General features: G+C 61.7%; 14 protein-coding genes. 9 read left to right on the top strand and 5 right to left on the bottom strand.

Annotation, left to right across the window (positions count from 1 at the left end; all coding sequences use genetic code 11):
- Nucleotides 1–6: 6 nt before the first annotated feature.
- Together ACA075_RS05165 and ACA075_RS05160 are read left to right on the top strand one after the other, a co-directional pair.
- Nucleotides 7–1,242, top strand: a complete 1,236-nt coding sequence (locus ACA075_RS05165) for a transporter associated domain-containing protein (RefSeq protein ID WP_497297567.1) — start codon at nt 7–9, stop codon at nt 1,240–1,242.
- 408 nt (nt 1,243–1,650) lie between these two features.
- Nucleotides 1,651–2,964, top strand: a complete 1,314-nt coding sequence (locus tag ACA075_RS05160; protein ID WP_497297565.1) for an MFS transporter — start codon at nt 1,651–1,653, stop codon at nt 2,962–2,964.
- 113 nt (nt 2,965–3,077) lie between these two features.
- Here the strand turns inward: ACA075_RS05160 and purT are convergent, their stop codons facing one another.
- From purT to ACA075_RS05135, 5 genes are all read right to left on the bottom strand, one after another.
- A complete protein-coding gene (gene purT / locus ACA075_RS05155) occupies nt 3,078–4,259 on the bottom strand; it encodes a formate-dependent phosphoribosylglycinamide formyltransferase (protein WP_219095831.1) in 1,182 nt (393 codons plus the stop codon).
- A gap of 99 nt (nt 4,260–4,358) precedes the next feature.
- Nucleotides 4,359–4,826 carry a preQ0 transporter gene (locus ACA075_RS05150; protein WP_461979775.1) on the bottom strand — a complete coding sequence of 156 codons (468 nt, stop codon included), beginning with the start codon at nt 4,824–4,826 and terminating at the stop codon, nt 4,359–4,361.
- Nucleotides 4,827–5,055: 229 nt separating this feature from the next.
- Nucleotides 5,056–5,271 carry a DUF1289 domain-containing protein gene (locus ACA075_RS05145; RefSeq protein WP_497297563.1) on the bottom strand — a complete coding sequence of 72 codons (216 nt, stop codon included), beginning with the start codon at nt 5,269–5,271 and terminating at the stop codon, nt 5,056–5,058.
- On the bottom strand, nt 5,268–5,792 hold the full coding sequence (locus tag ACA075_RS05140; protein WP_003221962.1) for a gamma carbonic anhydrase family protein: 525 nt from the start codon (nt 5,790–5,792) through the stop codon (nt 5,268–5,270). The genes ACA075_RS05145 and ACA075_RS05140 overlap by 4 nt, the downstream gene beginning before the upstream one ends.
- Nucleotides 5,793–5,846: 54 nt before the next feature.
- Nucleotides 5,847–6,446, bottom strand: coding sequence for a CoA pyrophosphatase (locus ACA075_RS05135; RefSeq protein ID WP_497297561.1), 600 nt, complete (start codon nt 6,444–6,446; stop codon nt 5,847–5,849).
- Nucleotides 6,447–6,592: 146 nt separating this feature from the next.
- Between ACA075_RS05135 and ACA075_RS05130 the strand changes: the two genes are divergently transcribed.
- The 7 genes from ACA075_RS05130 to nagE all read left to right on the top strand — a co-directional run bounded on the left by ACA075_RS05130 (nt 6,593) and on the right by nagE (nt 15,457).
- Nucleotides 6,593–7,144 (top strand): NUDIX hydrolase, encoded by a 552-nt coding sequence (locus ACA075_RS05130; RefSeq protein ID WP_497297559.1) that lies wholly within the window; start codon nt 6,593–6,595, stop codon nt 7,142–7,144.
- A gap of 64 nt (nt 7,145–7,208) precedes the next feature.
- A complete protein-coding gene (locus tag ACA075_RS05125) occupies nt 7,209–7,712 on the top strand; it encodes a L,D-transpeptidase family protein (protein WP_497297558.1) in 504 nt (167 codons plus the stop codon).
- 445 nt (nt 7,713–8,157) lie between these two features.
- On the top strand, nt 8,158–8,889 hold the full coding sequence (locus ACA075_RS05120; protein WP_497297557.1) for a GntR family transcriptional regulator: 732 nt from the start codon (nt 8,158–8,160) through the stop codon (nt 8,887–8,889).
- A gap of 31 nt (nt 8,890–8,920) precedes the next feature.
- Entirely contained in the window at nt 8,921–10,027 is a 1,107-nt protein-coding gene (gene nagA / locus ACA075_RS05115; protein ID WP_497297556.1) for an N-acetylglucosamine-6-phosphate deacetylase, read from the top strand.
- Nucleotides 10,020–11,030: an SIS domain-containing protein gene (locus tag ACA075_RS05110; RefSeq protein WP_497299202.1), complete on the top strand. Its 1,011-nt coding sequence runs from the start codon at nt 10,020–10,022 to the stop codon at nt 11,028–11,030. Before nagA ends, ACA075_RS05110 begins: the two co-directional genes overlap by 8 nt.
- A 148-nt stretch (nt 11,031–11,178) precedes the next feature.
- On the top strand, nt 11,179–13,695 hold the full coding sequence (gene ptsP, locus ACA075_RS05105) for a phosphoenolpyruvate--protein phosphotransferase (protein ID WP_497297555.1): 2,517 nt from the start codon (nt 11,179–11,181) through the stop codon (nt 13,693–13,695).
- A 46-nt stretch (nt 13,696–13,741) separates the two neighbouring features.
- Complete coding sequence (nagE, locus tag ACA075_RS05100; protein ID WP_497297554.1) at nt 13,742–15,457, top strand: N-acetylglucosamine-specific PTS transporter subunit IIBC; 1,716 nt, start codon at nt 13,742–13,744, stop codon at nt 15,455–15,457.
- Nucleotides 15,458–15,599: the final 142 nt, after the last annotated feature.

The raw sequence follows: 15,599 nt of genomic DNA, 5'->3' as shown, positions 1-15,599 counted from the left end.
GCATTAATGGACGACTTGCCCATAGGGCCGATGCTCGCGGTATTGGCCCTGCTGATTTTATGGTCGGGGCTGTTTACCGCCATCGAAACAGCGCAACAGTACTTGCTGGCCCAGCGCACCGCCTCGCGTTCCAGCGACAAACCGGTCGCGAAACTGAGCTTCCCGCTCAACAGCCTGATTTTCTGCAATACCTTGTGCCGCGCACTGGCAGTGGTCATCAGCACCTTGCTGGCGATCTTCATCTGGGCGGAAAACGGTCCATGGATTGCCTGCCTGGGTGCCGGAGTCTCGCTTCTGGTGTTCGCCGACTACCTGCCGCGCTCCCTCGCCGTGCGCTATCCCGACGCAGTCCTGGCCCTGGGCAACACGCTGCTCGGCGCGCCGCTGAAAATCATCTACCCGGCCGCCTGGCTGCTCAATGGCTTCACCCGGCTGCTGATGCGACCGTTTGCCCGCAAGGTCAAAGTGGTGCAACAGAGCGAAGACGAGAGCCCCAGCGAGCGCAAGGACGATCACGATCAAGCCGTCTGCCGCCCGCACCCGTTGGCGGGCATCCACGCGCTCGACAACATCACGGTCAACGACATTCTGGTGCCACGCAGCGATGTCGACGGGATCAACCTCGACGACTCCCTTGCAGAGATCATCGAGCAACTGCGCAACAACAAGCGCACACGCCTGCCGGTGTTTCACAGCGACATCAACCAGGTCGAAGCGGTGCTCAATACTCGGCAGATCCGCCACTTGCTACCTGATGCCAGCCTAACCCTCGAAGCGCTGCTGGCCGCCAGCCACGAACCGTACTTCGTGCCGGAAAGCACCCCACTGCAGTTGCAACTGCTGAATTTCCACAAACAGCAGCGGCGCCTGGGCATGGTGGTCGACGAGTACGGCGAAGTGCTCGGCATCGTGACCCTGGAAGACATTCTTGAAGAAATCGTCGGCGAATTCGAAAGTCAGCACAGCCTGGACAACCCGCATATCCATCCGCAGGCCGATGGGCGACTGATGATCGAAGGTGCGGCGTCGATTCGCGAACTGAACAAGAGCCTGGGCTGGCACCTGCCCAGCGACGGCCCGAAAACCCTGAACGGCTTGGTGACCGAGGCACTGGAGACCATTCCGGACAGTGCGGTGTGCCTGAAGATCGGGCGTTATCGCCTGGAAATTCTGGAGACGGAAGACAACCGCGTTACGCGCGTGCTGATCTGGCATACCAGCTCGGTTCCAGCCGTTGTCTAAACCCTGACACCTGCCCTGGGGTGCGGGGTTTATCTGTGGCGAGGGGATTTATCCCCGTTCGGCTGCGAAGCAGTCGTCAACCAATCGCATGCGGTATGACTTTGAAGTGCAGGGCCGCTTCGCAGCCCAACGGGGATAAATCCCCTCGCCACAAAAACCATCACTCAGCCCAAGCCACTTGTTTGATCGTTAGCCACCTTCCTATAATCGAATCCGCTTACCCAAGCCCCCGCCGAACCACGTGCTTACCCCGCACGCAGCAGGTTCCGGCCAGACCATCGGCATTATCCGCACCACACCGACGACTGTTCCTACCTTGAGCAGCGGCCGCGCCTCACTCCCACATCCCTGGGTGTTCGACCATAATAATTCGCTCCACTGGGGCACATGACTGTCAGGGATAACCGCATGACGACCAGCACGACTTATAGCGACGCGCCTACCCAACCGACGAACTCCGCGACCCGCGTGGCCACGGCGAGTTTTATCGGCACCGCCATCGAGTTTTACGACTTCTACGTCTATGCCACCGCTGCCGCGCTGGTGATCGGTCCGGTGTTCTTTCCGCAGACCTCCGGCACCGCCCAGATGTTATCGGCGTTCCTTACTTTCGGCATCGCCTTCCTGGCTCGCCCCTTGGGATCGGCGCTGTTTGGGCACTTCGGTGACCGCATCGGGCGCAAATCGACATTGGTCGCTTCGCTGCTATTGATGGGCGTGTGCACCACGCTGATCGGCGTATTGCCGGGTTATGACAGCATCGGGGCCTGGGCGCCGATCCTGCTCTGCGTGCTGCGGTTCGGCCAGGGCCTTGGGCTGGGTGGCGAATGGGGCGGTGCGGCGCTGCTGGCGACGGAGAATGCGCCCAAGGGCAAGCGCGCCTGGTTCGGCATGTTCCCGCAGCTCGGCCCCTCGATTGGCTTTCTGGCCGCTAACGGCCTGTTCCTGACGCTGGCAATGACCCTGAACGACGAGCAGTTCCGCTCATGGGGCTGGCGGATTCCGTTCCTGCTCAGCGCCGTACTGGTGATGGTGGGTCTGTATGTGCGCCTCAAACTCCACGAAACCCCGGTGTTTGCCAATGCCATGGCGCGTCAGGAGCAAGTGAAGATCCCGCTGGTCGAGCTCTTCAGCCAGTACTGGGCGCCGATGTTATTGGGCGCCGGGTCGATGGTGGTGTGCTATGCGCTGTTCTACATCTCGACGGTGTTTTCGCTGAGTTACGGCGTGTCGACTCTCGGCTACAGCCGCGAAACCTTCCTCGGGCTGCTGTGTTTCGCCGTCCTGTTCATGGCCGCTGCCACGCCGTTATCGGCCTGGGCCAGCGACCATTACGGGCGTAAACCGGTGCTGATCATCGGGGGCGTGCTGGCAATCCTGTCGGGATTCTTGATGGAACCGCTGCTGACCCACGGCTCGACCTGGGGCGTGGCGCTGTTCCTGTGCATCGAGCTGTTTCTGATGGGCGTGACGTTTGCACCGATGGGTGCGCTGCTGCCGGAGCTGTTTCCAACGCATGTGCGTTATACCGGCGCGTCGGCTGCCTACAACCTGGGCGGGATCGTCGGGGCCTCGGCGGCGCCGTTCTTCGCGCAGAAACTGGTGGCGATGGGCGGTTTGAGTTATGTCGGCGGGTATGTGTCGGGGGCGGCGGTGCTGAGTTTGATTGCGGTGCTGTGCCTGAAGGAGACGCGTAACAACGATTTGAATCGGGTGACCTGAAGCAGAAGCATCGCCAGCAGGCTGGCTCCCACATGGGAATTGGGCGTACACAAAATCTGTGACCAACCAATAATCCTGTGGGAGCTAGCCTGCTAGCGATTGCCGCGCCTCGGTTACAGCTCGACTACGACAGCCTGGGAAGCGCGGGTCGCTTTTGCACGAGCCGCTTCAATCGACTCATCCCGCGCCAACGCCACGCCCATCCGGCGCTGGCCATTGACCTCTGGCTTGCCAAACAGACGCAGCGCCGTATCCGGTTCGCTCAACGCAGCACCGAGGTTGGCGAACGCGGTCTGGGTCGACTGCCCTTCTACCAGAATCACCGCCGAAGCCGATGGCCCGAACTGACGGATCAACGGAATCGGCAGGCCCAAGATCGCCCGTGCGTGCAGCGCAAACTGCGACAGGTCCTGGGAAATCAGGGTCACCAGACCGGTGTCATGCGGGCGCGGCGACACTTCGCTGAACCACACCTGATCACCTTTGATGAACAATTCGACGCCAAACAGACCACGACCGCCCAAGGCTTCGGTCACGGCTTTGGCAACGCGCTCGGATTCGGCCAGGGCAATCGGGCTCATGGCTTGTGGCTGCCAGGATTCCTGATAGTCGCCCTTCTCCTGACGGTGGCCGACTGGCGCGCAGAAGGTCGTGCCGCCGACGTGACGCACGGTCAACAGAGTGATTTCGTAGTCGAAGTCGATAAAGCCTTCGATGATCACGCGACCTTTACCGGCACGGCCGCCTTCCTGAGCGTAATCCCAAGCGGTTTTCACGTCTTCGGCGCTGCGCAGCAGGCTCTGGCCTTTGCCCGATGAACTCATCACTGGCTTGACCACGCACGGGAAGCCCAGATCCTGTACGGCCTTGCTGTAGTCCTCGAAGGTGTCGGCGAAGTGGTACGGCGAGGTCGGCAGGTCCAGCTCTTCGGCGGCCAGGCGACGGATGCCTTCTCGGTTCATGGTCAGCTGCGCGGCGCGCGCGGTCGGGATCACGGTGAAGCCTTCGGCTTCCAGCTCCACGAGGGTCGCGGTGGCGATGGCTTCGATTTCCGGCACGATGAAGTGCGGCTTCTCGGCTTCGATCACGGCACGCAGGGCGGCGCCGTCGAGCATGTTGATCACGTGGCTGCGATGCGCGACTTGCATGGCCGGTGCGTTGGCGTAACGGTCGACGGCAATCACTTCAACGCCCAGGCGTTGCAGCTCGATCACCACTTCCTTGCCCAACTCACCACAGCCACACAGCAATACGCGGGTCGCGGTTGGCGACAATGGAGTTCCGATACGGGTCATCTCAGGTCCTCAAGAAGCGGATCATCGAGGGTCGCGGCGCCTGGCGCGCTTCCCATGGGGAGAAAGCGCGGCATTTTACATGAACCGCAGGGTTTGGCTTCAGCTGGCGACGGCCTGTTTGCGCAAGCGCCAGGCCATGATCAGCCACACGACCGTCACGCCGGCGAACTTGGAGCCCATGGCGGTAAGGATCACCGCCGGGGTGAAGGCATCGATCATGCCGAAGAAGATGAAGGTGTCGAGGGGAATGCTCAGGGCCGAACTTATCCACAGGCGATCATGCAACGGGCGTTTGGTGATGCTGAACACCAGCCAGTCGATGCATTCGGACACCGCGAAGGCTGTGGCGCTGGCCAGTGCGATGGACGGATCGGAAGTGACATACGACAGGACCAGCGCTGCAAGCATCGCCGCGATCGCGCCGTGGCCGAAGCGGGTTTGCACCATATCGCGCAAGACAAACACCAACCCGCCCCAGGCTGACCAGATGACGTCCAGGTGCGGGGCGGTGGAAAAGGCGTAGTTGATCAGCACGACGCTGCTGATGTAGGCGATCAGGAAGAACATGAGGTGGCGGGATACCTGTCAATTTGGCGCACAGATTACTTTATCTCGGGCTCACAATTAACCCTGTGGCGAGGGAGCTTGCTCCCGCTGGGGCGCGAAGCGGCCCTGAAATCAGGGGGCGCGGTGTGTCAGGTTGAATGTGTTTGTCAGCTATGGGCTGCTTCGCAAACCAGCGGGAGCAAGCTCCCTCGCCACAAAAAACCTCATTAGCCACAAAAGCTCACAAAACTCAGGAATCGGATCTGGAAGGCAGCATCCAGATCAACCCACTCGACTTCGCCCGCTCATGACACAACCCCAACACCCTGCGGCGTTCTTCGTTGTCCATGCGGCTCCAGCGCGTTATCTCCTCCACGGTGCGCTGACACCCGGTGCAGATATCATCCTCGTCCAGCGCACAAATGCTCACGCACGGCGATGAAACCGGTCGTTCGGTGGCGTTCATTCTTCCTGCTCGACCAGATCACGGGCATAACGCTGCGAGTTGTGCACATAGTGCGCAGCACTGGCCTCCAGCATCTTCTTTTGCGGCTCGGTCAGCTCACGCACCACCTTGCCCGGCGAGCCCATGACCAGCGAACCGTCGGGAATCTCCTTACCCTCACCAATCAGCGAGTTGGCGCCGATGATGCAGTTCTTGCCGATTTTCGCGCCGTTGAGGATCACGGCATTAATACCGATCAGGCTGTAATCGCCCACGGTGCAGCCGTGAAGCATGGCGTTGTGGCCGATGGTCACGCCGGTGCCGATGGTCAGCGGGTAGCCCATGTCGGTGTGCATCACCGTGCCGTCCTGGACGTTGCTGTTCTTGCCGATCAGGATCAATTCGTTGTCGCCACGCAACACGGCGTTGAACCAGACGTTGGCGCCCTCTTCCAGTTTGACCTTGCCCACCAGCACGGCATTGGGTGCGACCCAGCTCTGCGGATGGGTGTCGACGCGGGCATCGCCCAGGCGATATTTCATCTTGTTGTCCTCAAGGCTCAGGCAGCCGCGTTTCACGCCATACGAACGATGGCTTCAAGTATTGATAAAGCTTTTGGGCGGGTGGTGCAGGCTGATGTCGGCGTCATAGAGCAGATTGATCAACTCGACGATCATGATCGCTGTCAGGCCCCAGATTTTGTACTCGCCGTAACGATAACTCGGCACGTACCAACTGCGCCCCTGGTAATCAATGCGGTGGGTGTGTTCCCGAGGATCCTCGCGGAAGAATTCCAGAGGCACGCTGAACACCGCGGCGATCTCGGCATCGTTGGCCAGGTATTCGACAAAATCCGGAATCACCCCGACATAAGGCGTGACCTTGATGCCGTGCAGGGAAATCAGCGGGCTCAGCGGGCCGATCACTTCGACCAGCCCCGGTGGCAAGCCGATTTCTTCTTCGGCCTCCCGTAGCGCGGTGAAAATCAGGTCAGGGTCTTCGGGGTCACGCCGTCCGCCGGGGAAGGCGACTTCGCCGCCATGGGTCGAGAGCCCGCTGGCACGCAGGGTCAGAACCAGTTCCGGTTCGTCACTGCGGGTGATGGGCACCAGCACCGCGGCTTCGGGGAAACGTCGATCGGATTCCAGGGTGCGCGGCGTGTGGTTGCTTACCCGGTGAAGTAGCTCGTCCAGCATGAGTCTTCTCGATTTATTCGCTACCTTGCATCATGCACCAATCACACCGGCCGCCCAACCCCATAACCACTGCATGTCGCTAAACGACAACTTGCCGACAGGCACCGCCGCACGCCAAGATAGGCGCAGCATTCAGGAACCCCAGCATGAAATTTTGCAGCCAGTGCGGCAACCCGGTCACCCAACGCATCCCCGAAGGCGATTCGCGCCTGCGTTTCGTCTGTGACAGCTGTCAGGCGATTCACTACCAGAACCCCAACATCGTCGCCGGCTGCGTGGCGACCTGGGGCTCAAAAGTGTTGCTGTGCCGTCGCGCCATCGAGCCTCGGCTGGGTTACTGGACCCTGCCCGCCGGGTTCATGGAAAACGGTGAAACCATCGAGCAGGCGGCCATTCGCGAGACTGCCGAAGAAGCCTGCGCGCAGGTGCGCAACCTGAGCATCTATACGCTGATCGACGTTCCGCACATCAGTCAGGTGCATGTGTTCTTTCGCGCGGAGCTGGTAGACCTGGATTTTTCCGCCGGCCCCGAGAGCCTGGAAGTGCAGCTTTTCGACGAAGCCGACATCCCGTGGTCAGAGTTGGCTTTCCGCACGGTGGGCCGTACCTTAGAATGCTTCTTCGCTGACCGGCGGACCGAGGTCTACCCCGTGCGGTCCGAGTCGATCCCGCCGCTTGCTCAGCCTGCCATCACCTAAAGTCCTGGCTCCAGAATCACCTATAAACTAAATAGTCGCGACACCTCTCAGGGATATCGTTTCAATGCGCTGGTTGCTTGCCGTGTTTTGCTTGTCGTTCGTCACCCTGTCACAGGCTTCCGTTGCGGAAACCCTGAACGGCAAAGTCATCGAAAAAGTTCTGGTGCTCAAATCCGCCCACCAATTGCAATTGATCAATGACGGCAAGCCGCTCAAGACCTATCGCATTTCCCTGGGCAGAAACCCGAAAGGCCAAAAACTGATGGAAGGCGACAAGCGCACGCCTGAAGGTTTCTATTGGCTGGACTGGCGCAAGGTCAGCGATAAATTCAATTTGTCGATGCACATCTCCTACCCGAACATCAGCGACGCTGCCCGCGCCCGGCGTGAAGGCGTCGAGCCTGGCGGCATGATCATGATCCACGGCACCCCGGACACCGAAGAAAACCCGGAAGACCTGTTCCACACCCTGGACTGGACCGACGGCTGCATCGCCATGCGCAACATGGACATGCGCGAAGTGTGGGGCCTGGTGCCGGATGGCACGATGATTGAAATCCGCCCGTAACCCCGTTACCTGTGGCGAGGGAGCTTGCTCCCGCTGGGGCGCGAAGCGGCCCCAAAAAATGACCTGACACCGCATTCGCTGATTTCAGGGCTGCTTCGCAGCCCAACGGGAGCAAGCTCCCTCGCCACAAAAGCACCGATTCCTTCTTCTTAGCGCTACCTTCGGTCGCTCCTCGAAAAATAAATTCAAAAGATCGCAGCCTGCGGTAACGCCTGCCGGGAAGATACCAATCCTCCCGGCAAGCGTTACCGCAGGCTGCGATCTTTGCGTTCAAAACACCTACCTCTAATACCACTTAAAACCAAACCCCAATCCCACCTTCCAACAGGGCAGGCTTTACGACGCCAACAGCAAAGTACTGGCATTGACATGGTATTCAAGTGGTATTAATTTTCAGCCATTCGCGGAACACAACACTCCAATATCCGCATCGGACATCCCTGACATGAATGACCTCCAGGCCCTACGTCCTGACGACACCCAGCCCACGCCCCTGTACTTGCAACTGGCGCGCAATCTGGAAACGGCGATCCATGCCGGGCAATGGAAAGCCGAGCAGGCCATGCCCTCGGAGCGCAACCTCAGCGAGCTGCTGGGCATCTCCCGCGTCACCGCCCGCAAGGCGTTGGAAGTCTTGTTTGAACAAGGTCTGATCCGCCGCAACCAAGGCTCCGGTACGTTCATCACGCCGCGCCTGGAACAACCGCTGTCGCGCCTCTCGGGTTTCAGCGAGATGTTGCGCCTCAAGGGCTTCGTTCCCGGCTCGCAATGGCTGGAACGCGAGATCACACCGCCGACCCACGAAGAACTGATCCGCCTCGGCCTCTCACCCAACGACAAGGTCGCTCGGCTCAAACGCCTGCGCAAAGCCGACGACACGGTGATGGCGATCGAGATGAGCACCCTGCCCGCCTCGATCATCCCCAAGCCGCAGGCGGTGGGCGACTCCCTCTACGAATACCTCGACGGCATCGGCAAACCGATCGTCCGCGCGCTGCAACACATCCAGGCGATCAACGCCTCGGACGAATTCGCCGCCCTCGTCGGCATCGCCCCCGGCACCGCCATGCTGCTGATGACCCGGGTCGGCTACCTGGAAGACAACACACCGATCGAAGTCACCGACACCTACTGCCGCAACGACTACTACGACTTTGTTGCAGAGCTTCGTCGATAACCCGCTTCGCCGCTAAAACCGAGAACCGATCATGTCCGAAGACAACATCCTCACCGCCCACGGCTGGGTTCGCGGCCGGCTGATTCACGAACACGGCAAGGTCGTGTCCATCGAAGGCGTGCCGTGCAACCCGGCGGACAACGACTTGCCCTATCTGCTGCCTGGCTTCATCGACCTGCACGTCCATGGCGGCGGTGGCAAAGACATCATGGAAGGCGCAACCGCCTTCGAAACCATCAGCAAGACCCACGTGCGCTTCGGCACCACGTCGCTGTTGGCGACCACCATGACAGCGCCGCCGGAGGAGATTTCCAGCGTGCTCAAAGCCGTCGGCGAGTTCTGCGAGCAGCGGCCAAAAGGCTGCGCCCGGGTGCTCGGCGTGCACCTGGAAGGCCCGTACATCAACCCCGGCAAACTCGGCGCCCAGCCGAACTTCGCCCACACCGCGCTGATGGCCGAAGTTGAGGACTATCTGGCGCTGGCACCGATCCGCGTGATCACCATCGCCCCGGAAATCGCCGGCCACGATGCCTTGATCCGCACCCTCAGTTCGCGCGGCATCCGCATGCAGATCGGCCACACCCTAGGCAGCTATGAGGAAGGCGTCGCTGCGCTGGCGGCCGGTGCCAGCAGTTTCACTCACCTCTACAACGCCATGAGCCCGTTGCATCATCGTGAGCCGGGCATCGTCGGTGCGGCGCTGGCCCACGCCAAATACGCCGAGCTGATCCCGGACTTGCTGCACGTGCATCCCGGCGCCATGCGCGTGGCCCTGCGCGCGATCCCGTGCCTGTATTGCGTCACCGATTCCACCGCCGCTGCCGGCATGCCGGACGGTGAATACAAGCTCGGCAGCCACACGGTCACCAAGTGCCTGGGCGGCGTGCGCTTGCCCGACGGCACCCTGGCCGGCAGCACGCTGACCATGGATCAGGCGCTGCGCAATCTGGTGAAGATCGGTTTGCCGATCGCCGAGGCGTCGCAACGTCTTTCGCAATTTCCCGCCGACTACCTCGGCCTCACCGAGCGCGGCCGCCTGCAACCTGGCAGCTGGGCCGACTGCGTGCGGCTGGATCGATCACTCACACTCACCGCCGTCATGGTCGAAGGAGAAGACATTGACTTCAAAAATGCTTGAAGAGGCGCTGTCCTCGTTCGAGGCCGTACAAGCCCAACTGCAGCAACTCGACCCGCAGATGATCGAGATCGCCGGGCGCCTGCGCCGTCAGCCGCCGCAAGTCGTGATGACCGTCGCTCGCGGCAGTTCAGACCACGCCGCCAGTTACTTCGCCTACCTGACCATGCAGCAACTGGGCTTCCCGGTGGCGTCGCTGCCGATGTCGGTGGTGACCATGCTGCAAGCACCGTTGAAGGTCAGCGGCCAAGTGGCGTTTGCGTTCTCGCAGTCGGGGCAAAGTCCGGATCTGGTGAACAGCCTGCGTCTATTGCGCAAACGCGGTGCCCTGAGCATTGCCATGGTCAACGCCGAAAGTTCGCCGCTGGAAGCCGCGTGCGAATTCAGCCTGCCCCTGTGCGCGGGTACAGAAACCAGCGTCGCCGCCACCAAGAGTTTCATCGCCACCCTCAGCGCCAGCGCCCGTCTGATCGCCCACTGGAAAGAAGACGTGGAATTGCTCGAAGCCGGAAACGCCTTGCCGGAAGGTCTGCGCGAGGCAGCGCACCAGGATTGGAGCCTGGCCATCGACGCCCTGCGCGATTGCCAACGCTTGATGGTGATCGGTCGGGGCGCCGGGTTCGCCATCGCTCAGGAAGCAGCCCTCAAGTTCAAGGAAACCTCGGCGATCCAGGCCGAAGCTTTCAGCAGCGCCGAAGTCCGTCATGGCCCGATGGCATTGATCGACGAGAATTATCCCTTGCTGATCTTCGCGCCACGGGGTGCCGAGCAGGCCGGTTTGCTGAGCCTTGCTGCCGACATGCGCCAGCGCGGTGCTCGCGTATTGCTCGCAGCACCGGATGACGTTGCCGAGCGCGACCTCACGCTGACCCGCGCCGAACACCCGGCCCTTGATCCGATTCTGGCGATCCAGAGTTTCTACGTCATGGCCGCCGGTTTGGCCGTGGCCCGTGGCATGGACCCGGACCAGCCCCGGCACCTCAGCAAAGTCACACGAACCCACTGAGCTGAATAGGAACCCTGTAGCAGCTGTCGAGTGAAACGAGGCTGCGATCTTTTCAACGCAGAATCAAAAGATCGCAGCCTCGTTTCACTCGACAGCTGCTACAGGCGAGTTGATCCGACCGTAGTTTTTTTCCTGATGAGACCGAGCCATGCATAACAACAATAAAGAGCTGACCCTCAACGCCCCGCTCAGCGGTCCGGTGCTCACGCTCGCCAAAGTCCCGGACCCAGTGTTCGCCAGCGGCGCGATGGGCGACGGGATCGCCATCGATCCACTCAACGACACCCTTCACGCCCCCTGCGCCGGCGTCGTGGTGCACGTGGCCCGCAGCGGTCACGCCGTCACCTTGCGTGCCGACAACGGTGCCGAATTGCTCCTGCACCTGGGCCTCGACACCGTCGAGTTGCAGGGCGAAGGCTTCTCGATGCTGGTCAAGGAAGGCGCCCGCGTCAGCAATGGCCAACCGCTGTTGCGCTACGACCTGGACAAGGTCGCGCAGCAGTGCAAAAGCCTGGTCAGCCTGATGATCCTGACCAACAGCCAGGCGTTTCAGGCGCGGCCCATCACGCTGAAATCGGTGAAGGTCGGCGACCCGCTGCTGCACATCATTCGCCGGGCGGCGCCGGGCGCCCAGGCAGAGGTGGACCTTTCGGGTGAAGCGCATTTCGGCCACGTGCGCATCGCTCATCGTGGCGGTTTGCACGCTCGCCCGGCCGCACTGATTCGTCAGACCGCGCAAGGGTTCAAGAGTAAATCTCAGCTGCATTTCGCCGGCAAATCGGCGACCTGTGACAGCTTGATCGGGCTGATGAGCCTGGCCGTCGGCGAGCAGGATGAAGTTCAGGTCAGCTGCCAGGGCCCGGATGCCGAAGCGGCGTTGCAAGCATTGCTGATCGCTTTGTCCACCGCGTTGGCCGAAGAAAGCCATGCCGCTGCGCCTGCGCCGATCACCCGACGCACTCGGACTACCGAAGCCGGCGTACTGCACGGTGTTTGCGCAGCGCCCGGTCTGGTCGGTGGGCCGTTGTTTCGCTTGAATGCCATCAGCCTGCCGGTAGATGACGGCGGCCACAATCCCGAGCAACAGTTGCAAGCCCTCGATACCGCACTGACCGTCGTGCGCAGCGAAATCGAACACACTCTGGCCCAGGCGAGGAAACACAAAAACACTGACGAAGAAGCGATCTTCACCGCGCACCTCGCCTTGCTCGAAGACCCGGCGCTGCTGGACGCGGCCAACGCCTGCATCGTTCAAGGCATGGCCGCGACGCACGCCTGGAGCCAATCGATCGACGTGCAGTGCGACGTCCTTCAACAACTCGGCAGCGCGTTGCTGGCCGAACGCGCCAACGATCTGCGCGACCTCAAGCAACGGGTGCTGCGCGCCTTGCTCGGCGAAGCCTGGCATTACGACGTACCGGCCGGCGCCATCGTCGCCGCCCATGAACTGACGCCGTCGGACTTGCTGCAACTGAGCGAGCAAGGGGTCGCCGGGTTGTGCATGGCCGAGGGCGGCGCGACGTCCCACGTCGCGATTCTGGCGCGGGGTAAAGGCTTGCCTTGCCTGGTTGCGTTGGGTTCGGCGCTGCTGGACCAGGCGCAAGGCCAGGCGGTGGTATTGGATGCCGACGGCGGTCGTCTCGAATGGGCGCCGACGGCCGAACGCCTGGCCGACGTGCAACAGGCACAACGTGATCATCAGCAACGCCGTGCGCTTCAACAATCGCAGGCTCATACCCCGGCACTGACACTCGATGGCGTTTACATCGACGTCGCCGCCAATGTCGCCTCCAGCGCAGAAGCCGCAGACGCGCTGGCCAATGGCGCCGATGGCGTGGGCCTGCTGCGCACCGAGTTTCTGTTTGTCGACCGCAACACCGCGCCGGACGAACAGGAGCAACGCCTCGCCTATCAAGCCGTGCTCGACGCCATGGGCGACAAGTCGGTGATCATCCGCACCATCGACGTTGGCGGCGACAAGCAACTCGACTACCTGCCATTGCCGGTCGAAGCCAATCCGGTGCTCGGCTTGCGCGGCATTCGCCTGGCCCAGGTGCGGCCGGAATTGCTCGACCAGCAACTGCGCGCGTTGTTGCACGTCAACCCGCTGTCACGCTGCCGGATCCTGTTGCCGATGGTGACTGAGGTCGATGAGTTGCTGCACATTCGCCAGCGCCTCGATGCGTTGTGCCTTGAGCTCGGGGTAAATGAACGCCCGGAGCTGGGGGTGATGATCGAAGTCCCGGCCGCCGCGCTGCTGGCCGAGCAACTTGCAGAGCATGCGGACTTCCTGTCCATCGGCACCAACGATTTGTCGCAATACACCTTGGCGATGGACCGCGACCACGCCGGCCTCGCCTCGCGCGTCGACGCCATGCACCCGGCTCTGCTGCGGCTGATAGCCCAGACCTGCGCCGGTGCGGCAGTGCATAACCGTTGGGTCGGCGTCTGCGGCGCACTCGCCTCCGACCCACTGGCCACGCCGGTCCTGATCGGCCTGGGCGTCAGCGAACTGTCGGTCAGCCCGGTGCAGATCGGTGAAATCAAGGATCGCGTGCGCCACCTCGACGCCGCGCAATGCCGACGCACCAGCCACGACCTGCTCAAGCTGAGCAGCGCCGGGGCGGTGCGTCACGCCTGTCACCAGCAATGGCCTCTGAGCTGAACAACAACTACAACTCTCAAACAAAAAGAGCACAGGGAGAACCGCCATGTACCAATATTTCATCGAGGGCCTGCAACGCCTCGGCCGCGCGTTGATGCTGCCGATCGCGATCCTGCCGATTGCCGGCCTGTTGCTGCGTCTGGGTGACACCGACCTGCTGAACATCGCGATCATCCACGACGCCGGCCAGGTGATCTTCGCCAACCTGGCAATGATCTTCGCCATCGGCATCGCGGTCGGCTTCGCCAAGGATAACAACGGCACCGCTGGCCTCGCCGGGGTGATTGGCTACTTGGTGATGATCTCCACGCTCAAGGTGCTAGATGCGAGCATCAACATGGGCATGCTCGCCGGGATCGTCAGCGGCTTGATGGCCGGCGCGCTGTACAACCGCTTCAAGGACATCAAGTTGCCGGAGTACCTGGCGTTCTTCGGTGGCCGGCGCTTCGTGCCGATCGTTACCGGGTTCGCCGCCGTCGGTCTTGGCGTGATCTTCGGTTTGATATGGCCACCGATCCAGCACGGCATCAACGGCTTCGGCACATTGATGATGGAAAGCGGCAGCGTCGGCGCCTTCGTCTTCGGCGTGTTCAACCGCCTGCTGATCGTCACCGGCCTGCACCACATCCTCAACAACATGGCGTGGTTCGTCTTCGGCAACTTCACCGACCCGACCACGGGTGCCATGGTCACCGGCGACCTGTCGCGCTACTTCGCCGGTGACCCGAAGGGCGGCCAGTTCATGACCGGCATGTTCCCGGTGATGATCTTCGGCTTGCCCGCCGCCTGCCTGGCGATGTACCGCAACGCCCTGCCGGAACGCCGTAAGGTCATGGGCGGGATCTTCCTGTCGATGGCGCTGACTTCCTTCCTGACCGGCGTCACCGAGCCCATCGAATTTGCGTTCATGTTCCTCGCACCGTTTCTGTTTTTGCTCCATGCGCTGCTGACGGGTCTGTCGATGGCGATCACCAATGCGCTGAACATCCACCTGGGTTTCACCTTTTCCGGCGGTTTCATCGACATGGTGCTCGGCTGGGGCGAATCCACCAACGGCTGGCGGGTGGTGCCGGTGGGGTTGGCGTATGCGGTGATCTACTACGCGGTGTTTGATTTCTGCATCCGCCGCTTCAACCTCAAGACGCCAGGGCGTGAAGACGTGCCGACGGGTGAGAAGGTTGTGGTCACCGAGAATGAACGCGCCGGGGCGTACATCAAGGCGCTGGGTGGGGCGCAGAATCTGATTACCGTGGGCGCGTGTACGACGCGGTTGCGGCTGGACATGGTGGATCGCAACAAGGCCAACGATGCCGAGTTGAAAGCACTGGGGGCGATGGCGGTCGTGCGTCCTGGCAAGGGCGGTAGCCTGCAAGTGGTGGTTGGGCCGATGGCGGACAGCATTGCCGATGAGATTCGCTTGGCGATGCCGGCACTGGGGCGTGCGCTTGTTTCTTCCCCTCCTGCCGTTGTCGATGCGCCTGTACCGGCAGCTGTAGCAAAATCGGAGGCGCAGCAATGGCTGAAGGCATTGGGTGGTGGAGACAACGTGTTGCAGATGGATTGCGTGGCCATGACGCGGATTCGGTTGCAACTGGCGGATGGCAAGGCGTTGTCGGAGGGTGATTTGAAGGCGCTGGGTTGCCAGGGGGTCAGTCAGCTTGAAGGCGGTGTCTGGCACCTGCTGATTGGCGACAAGGCGCCGAGTTTAAGTGGAGCGCTGGAGGTGTTGGTTAATCGCAGTGAGGTGAGAGCCAAGGTTTGAAACTCACACAATCCTGTGGCGAGGGAGCTTGCTCCCGCTCGACTGAAAAGCAGTCGCCAACCGGCTTGATGAGGTTTACCTGAGAGAACGAGGTGGCTGATTCAGGGCCGCTTCGCAGCCCAACGGGAGCAAGCTCCCTCGC

Source organism: Pseudomonas sp. LBUM1663 (genome assembly GCF_059695905.1).
The sequence above is the reverse complement of the archived record's forward strand: the minus strand, read 5'-3'. Positions and strand labels throughout refer to the sequence as shown.

Excerpts from the sequence above, each read along its gene's own strand:
- ACA075_RS05165 (WP_497297567.1), top strand. The coding sequence starts at position 7 with ATGGACGACTTGCCCATAGGGCCGATGCTCGCGGTATTGGCCCTGCTG.
- ACA075_RS05160 (WP_497297565.1), top strand. The coding sequence starts at position 1,651 with ATGACGACCAGCACGACTTATAGCGACGCGCCTACCCAACCGACGAAC.
- purT (WP_219095831.1), bottom strand. The coding sequence starts at position 4,259 with ATGACCCGTATCGGAACTCCATTGTCGCCAACCGCGACCCGCGTATTG.
- ACA075_RS05150 (WP_461979775.1), bottom strand. The coding sequence starts at position 4,826 with ATGTTCTTCCTGATCGCCTACATCAGCAGCGTCGTGCTGATCAACTAC.
- ACA075_RS05145 (WP_497297563.1), bottom strand. The coding sequence starts at position 5,271 with ATGAACGCCACCGAACGACCGGTTTCATCGCCGTGCGTGAGCATTTGT.
- ACA075_RS05140 (WP_003221962.1), bottom strand. The coding sequence starts at position 5,792 with ATGAAATATCGCCTGGGCGATGCCCGCGTCGACACCCATCCGCAGAGC.
- ACA075_RS05135 (WP_497297561.1), bottom strand. The coding sequence starts at position 6,446 with ATGCTGGACGAGCTACTTCACCGGGTAAGCAACCACACGCCGCGCACC.
- ACA075_RS05130 (WP_497297559.1), top strand. The coding sequence starts at position 6,593 with ATGAAATTTTGCAGCCAGTGCGGCAACCCGGTCACCCAACGCATCCCC.
- ACA075_RS05125 (WP_497297558.1), top strand. The coding sequence starts at position 7,209 with ATGCGCTGGTTGCTTGCCGTGTTTTGCTTGTCGTTCGTCACCCTGTCA.
- ACA075_RS05120 (WP_497297557.1), top strand. The coding sequence starts at position 8,158 with ATGAATGACCTCCAGGCCCTACGTCCTGACGACACCCAGCCCACGCCC.
- nagA (WP_497297556.1), top strand. The coding sequence starts at position 8,921 with ATGTCCGAAGACAACATCCTCACCGCCCACGGCTGGGTTCGCGGCCGG.
- ACA075_RS05110 (WP_497299202.1), top strand. The coding sequence starts at position 10,020 with ATGCTTGAAGAGGCGCTGTCCTCGTTCGAGGCCGTACAAGCCCAACTG.
- ptsP (WP_497297555.1), top strand. The coding sequence starts at position 11,179 with ATGCATAACAACAATAAAGAGCTGACCCTCAACGCCCCGCTCAGCGGT.
- nagE (WP_497297554.1), top strand. The coding sequence starts at position 13,742 with ATGTACCAATATTTCATCGAGGGCCTGCAACGCCTCGGCCGCGCGTTG.